General features: G+C 64.7%; 5 protein-coding genes and 1 pseudogene. 5 read left to right on the top strand and 1 reads right to left on the bottom strand.

Annotated elements, in window-relative coordinates:
* Both mexI and opmD read left to right on the top strand, forming a co-directional pair.
* Positions 1 to 1,602: pseudogene (gene mexI / locus FFS27_RS27065) on the top strand (multidrug efflux RND transporter permease MexI); the annotation flags it as partial.
* On the top strand, positions 1,599 to 3,062 hold the full coding sequence (gene opmD, locus FFS27_RS27060; RefSeq protein WP_003111615.1) for a multidrug efflux transporter outer membrane subunit OpmD: 1,464 nt from the start codon (positions 1,599 to 1,601) through the stop codon (positions 3,060 to 3,062). The pseudogene mexI and the gene opmD, both read left to right, overlap by 4 nt.
* Before the next feature lie 10 nt (positions 3,063 to 3,072).
* Here opmD and phzM read toward each other — a convergent pair whose 3' ends face one another.
* Positions 3,073 to 4,077 (bottom strand): phenazine-1-carboxylate N-methyltransferase PhzM, encoded by a 1,005-nt coding sequence (phzM, locus tag FFS27_RS27055; protein ID WP_003093617.1) that lies wholly within the window; start codon positions 4,075 to 4,077, stop codon positions 3,073 to 3,075.
* A gap of 695 nt (positions 4,078 to 4,772) precedes the next feature.
* Between phzM and phzA the strand changes: the two genes are divergently transcribed.
* From phzA to FFS27_RS33815, 3 genes are all read left to right on the top strand, one after another.
* Positions 4,773 to 5,261: a phenazine biosynthesis protein PhzA gene (gene phzA, locus FFS27_RS27045; RefSeq protein ID WP_003114729.1), complete on the top strand. Its 489-nt coding sequence runs from the start codon at positions 4,773 to 4,775 to the stop codon at positions 5,259 to 5,261.
* 29 nt (positions 5,262 to 5,290) lie between these two features.
* Positions 5,291 to 5,779, top strand: a complete 489-nt coding sequence (gene phzB / locus FFS27_RS27040) for a phenazine biosynthesis protein PhzB (protein WP_003123955.1) — start codon at positions 5,291 to 5,293, stop codon at positions 5,777 to 5,779.
* A 35-nt stretch (positions 5,780 to 5,814) separates the two neighbouring features.
* Positions 5,815 to 5,927 (top strand): hypothetical protein (locus tag FFS27_RS33815; RefSeq protein WP_225007728.1); only part of this gene is annotated, 113 nt, incomplete at its 3' end.

The raw sequence follows: 5,927 nt of genomic DNA, 5'->3' as shown, positions 1-5,927 counted from the left end.
CGCATGGGCCGCGCCGCCGAGTGGTTCTTCGGCGGCCTGACGCGGCGCTACGGGCAGGTCCTGGAGTTCTCCCTGGGCCACCGCTGGCTGACCGGCGGCCTGGCATTGCTGGTGTGCATCAGCCTGCCGCTGCTGTATTCGATGCCCAAGCGCGAACTGGCGCCGACCGAGGACCAGGCCGCGGTGCTCACCGCGATCAAGGCGCCGCAGCACGCCAACCTCGACTACGTCGAACTGTTCGCGCGCAAGCTCGACCAGGTCTACACCAGCATCCCGGAAACCGTGAGCACCTGGATCATCAACGGCACCGACGGACCGGCGGCGAGCTTCGGCGGGATCAACCTGGCGGCCTGGGAAAAACGCGAGCGCGACGCCTCGGCGATCCAGTCCGAGCTGCAAGGCAAGGTCGGCGACGTCGAGGGCAGCAGCATCTTCGCCTTCCAGTTGGCCGCCCTGCCCGGCTCCACCGGCGGCCTGCCGGTGCAGATGGTGCTGCGCAGCCCGCAGGACTATCCGGTGCTCTACCGGACCATGGAAGAGATCAAGCAGAAGGCCCGACAGAGCGGGCTGTTCGTGGTGGTCGACAGCGACCTCGACTACAACAACCCGGTGGTCCAGGTCCGCATCGACCGCGCCAAGGCCAACAGCCTGGGCATCCGCATGCAGGACATCGGCGAGTCGCTGGCGGTGCTGGTGGGCGAGAACTACGTCAACCGCTTCGGCATGGAGGGCCGCTCCTACGACGTGATCCCACAGAGCCTGCGCGACCAGCGTTTCACTCCGCAAGCGCTGGCACGACAGTTCGTGCGCACCCAGGACGGCAACCTGGTGCCGCTGTCGACGGTGGTCCGGGTGGCGCTTCAGGTCGAACCGAACAAGCTGATCCAGTTCGACCAGCAGAACGCCGCGACCCTCCAGGCGATCCCCGCGCCCGGCGTCTCCATGGGCCAGGCGGTGGCCTTCCTCGACGAAGTGGCGCGCGGCCTGCCGGCCGGCTTCAGCCACGACTGGCAATCCGACTCGCGGCAATACACCCAGGAAGGCAACACCCTGGTGTTCGCCTTCCTCGCCGCCCTGGTGGTGATCTACCTGGTGCTCGCCGCGCAGTACGAGAGCCTGGCCGACCCGCTGATCATCCTGATCACCGTGCCGCTGTCGATCTGCGGCGCGCTGCTGCCGCTGGCGCTGGGCTACGCGACGATGAACATCTATACGCAGATCGGCCTGGTCACCCTGATCGGCCTGATCAGCAAGCACGGCATCCTCATGGTCGAGTTCGCCAACGAACTGCAACTCCACGAGCGCCTCGACCGCCGCGCGGCGATCCTGCGCGCCGCGCAGATCCGCCTGCGGCCGGTGCTGATGACCACTGCGGCAATGGTCTTCGGCCTGGTGCCGCTGCTCTTCGCCAGCGGCGCCGGCGCCGCCAGCCGCTTCGGCCTGGGCGTGGTGATCGTCTCCGGGATGCTGGTCGGCACCCTCTTCACCCTGTTCGTGCTGCCCACCGTCTATACCCTGCTGGCGCGCAACCACGCGGAAGTCGACAAGAGCCCGCGCAGCCGGCAACTGGCCGAGGCCGATCTGCTGGTGAACAAGGCATGAAGCGCTCCTACCCGAACCTTTCGCGCTTGGCGCTGGCCCTGGCGGTCGGCACCGGCCTGGCCGCCTGCAGCGTCGGCCCCGACTACCAGCGTCCGCAGTCGCCGCCGCCACGCGTCGCCAGCGAGCACCTCGGCGAATTCTCCGGCGAGCGGCGGGAAGCACCCTGGTGGAGCTTCTTCGACGATCCGCAACTGGTGCGCCTGGTCGACCAGGCGCTGGCGCGCAACCACGACATCCGCGAGGCCCGCGCCAACCTGCGCAGCGCCCGCGCGCTGTTCGACGACCGCTGGCTCGACCAGTTGCCGCAGGTCACCAGCCAGGCCGGCTACAACCGCAGCATCGAACAACAGCTGGACTACGACGGCGAGCCGCGCCGGCGCCTGGCGGAGAGCTACCGCGCCGGCTTCGACGCGCAGTGGGAAATCGACCTGTTCGGCCGCCTCGGCCGACTTTCCGACGCCGCCCTGGCCCGCGCCGAAGCGGCCGACGCCGACCTCCGGCTGGTACGCCTGAGCATCGCCGCCGACACCGCCCGCGCCTACTTCGAGATCCAGGGCTACCAGCGCCGACTGGACGTGGCGCGCGCCCAGGTGCGCAGTTGGCGCGACACCCTGGAGCTGACCCGCAGCAGCCTGCAACTGGGCAGCGGCCTGCCGGAGGACGTGGAGAACGCCCAGGCCAACCTGCTGCGCAGCGAAGCGGCGATTCCGCCACTGACGACCGCGCTGGAGAGCGCCCGCTACCGCCTCGACGTGCTGCGCGGCGAGGCGCCGGGCAGCGGCGCGCCGATCCTCGACGGTGGCGGCGCCGCGCCATTGGCGAAGAACCTGCCGCTGGGCGACGTCGACCGCCTGATCCTCCAGCGCCCCGACGTAGTCAGCGCCGAGCGGCAACTGGCAGCGAGCACCGAAGACGTCGGCGCGGCCACCGCCGAACTCTATCCGCGCCTCGACCTGGGCGGCTTCATCGGTTTCTTCGCCCTGCGCAGCGGCGACCTCGGCAGTGCCTCGCGCGCCTTCGAACTGGCGCCTAGCGTCAGTTGGCCGGCGTTCCGCCTGGGCAACGTACGGGCCCGCCTGCGCGCCGTCGAGGCGCAGTCCGACGCCGCGCTGGCGCGCTACCAGCGCTCCCTGCTGCTGGCCCAGGAGGACGTCGGCAACGCGCTCAACCAACTGGCCGAACACCAGCGTCGGCTGGTCGCCCTGTTCCAGTCCGCGACCCATGGCGCGAACGCCCTGGAGATCGCCAACGAACGCTACCGCGCCGGCGCCGGCAGCTACCTGGCGGTGCTGGAGAACCAGCGCGCGCTGTACCAGATCCGCGAGGAACTGGCGCAGGCGGAGACCGCCTCGTTCGTCAACGTCATCGCCCTCTACAAGGCGCTCGGCTGGGGCAGCGGCGACCTGGCGCCGGGCGCCGGCCAACTGGCCGCCGGCGAAACCGCCGGGGCCAACCGTTGAGAGTTCCGATTCAGGCCCTGGCAGCGACGATCATGCGGGTTTCCATCGGCAGGTCGACGATCCGCTCCACCGCGAAGCCGCCGCGCCCGAGCAGGTCGACCACCTCCTCGGTGGTGCGGTGGCGGCCAGCGCAGGCCATGAACAGGTGCACGTCCCAGAGCACCGACATCGGCGACGGCTCGCTGGCCGAGATGGTTCGCTCGATCACCACCACCCGGCCGTCGCCGGCCATCGCCTCGCGGCAATTGCCGAGCAACCTCAGGCTGGCGGCTTCGTCCAGATCGCCGATGATCCGCGACAGCAGGTAGATATCGCCGTTGGACGGCACCTCTTGCAGCATGTCGCCGCCCACCAGGCTGACGCGCTCCCCTGCCAACAGGCTGGAGAGGTTGTCGCGGGCCACGCCGAGGGAACCCTCGCGGTCGAGCATCACGCCCCGGGCGCTGGGCTCGGCCTGCAGGATGGCCTTGGTCAATTCGCCGGAACCGCCACCGACGTCGACGAAGCTACGCCCGCGGAAATCCAGGAGCCTGGGGATCTCATGGAAGGCCAGGTTGCTTGCCTTCATCGCCAGCAGGAAGCGCCGGCCGGCATCCGGGCAGCGCTTCAGGTAGCTGTAGAAGTCTTCGCCGAACGCCAGCTCGAAGCCTGGGGTACCGCTGAGCAGCGCCTCGCAGGCGGGCGTCCAGGCGGCGTGGAACTCCTCGCCGTAGAACAGCACCATGTCGCGGAAGGAGCCCTCGACATCCCTCAGCAGGTGGCTGGTGGGGGTATTGGCGTAGCCGTCGCGGGTATCGCCCTGAAAGATCTCGAAGGCCACCAGCAGGCGCATCAGTCGATGGATGCGCTCGGCATCGGAACCGACCGCGGCGGCCAGCGTCTCGTCGCTGTCGATCCCGCTCTCGATCAGATCGGCCAGCCCGAGTCGCGTAGCGACGTAGACGCAACGGGACTTCCATTCCCCGGTAACAACTTGTATCAAATTACGCGCAGCAGCAAGATTCGAATTATTCATCTTTTATTCTCTCTCGTTACACATTTCCGTAACCCGAGAAGTACCCAAGCGCTCTATTTCGCACTTCTTGCCCGCTCGGCGAGAAATACCGCAGAACACCCCGGTTCATTCGGAACTTTGAGAAAAATGCGCTCATCCCCCGGATCAGCGCTGCCTGGATCTCGTTGCGGAAACAACCCTGGAACTTTCCAACTGCCTGTTCCAGAGCCTTTTCCTGCGTACCGAAAGAATAAAATTACAACTTGGCTACAACCTCCGGCATTGCAGGAAGCATCAGCTTAGCAATCCCGCATACCCTGTCTGGCACCTACCAGATCTTGTAGTTGAGCCGGTACGAGCGTTCTGTGTTTTATGCAATCCACATCAGCGACCAGGGATGCTGGCTATTTGAAACACTTCACGGAATGACGCTGAAAGTCTTCGCGACCTCGTCTGTCGCATCTTAACGAAAGCATTGCGAATCCATTACCGACAGGTTTCCAAAAGAAACCCGGGATGAAACTCCTATTGCCTTTCGAAAACTGGAAACGACAGGCGAACATATGTAACGCGAAATTTCACCCTACGTATGAACAATGCGCCCAGCGAATATCGCTCCCTTACCGAGCGACGAACTCCTGCGCGCCAGCGAATAACCGATGCCGCGAGGGAAAAGTTTCTCCGGCATACCTGGAGAGCCCTCTCGGAGGCGGCGCATGAACGGTCAGCGGTACAGGGAAACACCCCTCGACATCGAGCGTCTGCGGCGCCTGAATCGCGCCACGGTGGAGCGCTACATGGCAATGAAGGGGGCCGAACGGTTACAGCGGCACAGCCTGTTCGTCGAGGACGGCTGCGCCGGTAACTGGACCACGGAAAGCGGTGAACCCCTGGTCTTCCGGGGCCATGAGAGCCTCAGGCGGCTCGCCGAGTGGCTCGAGCGCTGCTTCCCCGACTGGGAGTGGCACAACGTGCGGATCTTCGAGACCGAGGATCCGAACCACTTCTGGGTCGAGTGCGACGGGCGCGGCAAGGCGCTGGTCCCGGGGTATCCGCAGGGCTATTGCGAGAACCACTACATCCATTCCTTCGAACTCGAGAACGGCCGGATAAAACGCAATCGCGAGTTCATGAACCCGATACAGAAACTGCGTGCATTGGGAATAGCCGTTCCGCAAATAAAACGTGACGGTATTCCCACTTGAATGACATCTACCGCCAAGGAGCATTGACGATGCCTGATACGACAAATCCAATCGGTTTCACCGATGCCAACGAACTTCGCGAAAAGAATCGCGCCACCGTCGAGAAGTACATGAATACCAAAGGCCAGGATCGCCTGCGCCGCCATGAACTTTTCGTCGAGGACGGCTGTGGCGGTTTATGGACCACCGATACCGGCTCGCCCATCGTCATTCGTGGCAAAGACAAACTTGCGGAACATGCCGTCTGGTCATTGAAGTGCTTTCCCGATTGGGAGTGGTACAACATAAATATATTCGGAACCGACGACCCTAATCATTTCTGGGTCGAATGCGACGGTCACGGCAAGATTCTTTTCCCCGGATATCCCGAGGGTTATTACGAAAACCACTTCCTGCATTCCTTCGAACTTGAAGACGGCAAGATCAAGCGCAACCGCGAATTCATGAACGTCTTCCAGCAATTGCGCGCCTTGAGCATTCCGGTCCCGGAAATAAAACGCGAAGGCATTCCCACTTGATCGAAACGATATCTCCTGCCGAAGGGGGACCCACCATGGACGATCTATTGCAACGCGTACGGCGCTGCGAAGCGCTGCAGCAACCCGAATGGGGCGATCCGTCGCGCCTGCGCGACGTGCAGGCGTACCTGCGCGGCAGTCCGGCGCT

Source organism: Pseudomonas sp. 2VD (assembly GCF_005503585.1).
Lineage (GTDB): Bacteria > Pseudomonadota > Gammaproteobacteria > Pseudomonadales > Pseudomonadaceae > Pseudomonas > Pseudomonas aeruginosa.
This window is presented reverse-complemented; position numbering and strand designations above follow the sequence as displayed.

What these genes read in the sequence shown, in the direction of transcription:
- opmD (WP_003111615.1), top strand. Translation starts at nt 1,599, where the DNA reads ATGAAGCGCTCCTACCCGAACCTTTCGCGCTTGGCGCTGGCCCTGGCG.
- phzB (WP_003123955.1), top strand. Translation starts at nt 5,291, where the DNA reads ATGCCTGATACGACAAATCCAATCGGTTTCACCGATGCCAACGAACTT.
- phzM (WP_003093617.1), bottom strand. Translation starts at nt 4,077, where the DNA reads ATGAATAATTCGAATCTTGCTGCTGCGCGTAATTTGATACAAGTTGTT.
- phzA (WP_003114729.1), top strand. Translation starts at nt 4,773, where the DNA reads ATGAACGGTCAGCGGTACAGGGAAACACCCCTCGACATCGAGCGTCTG.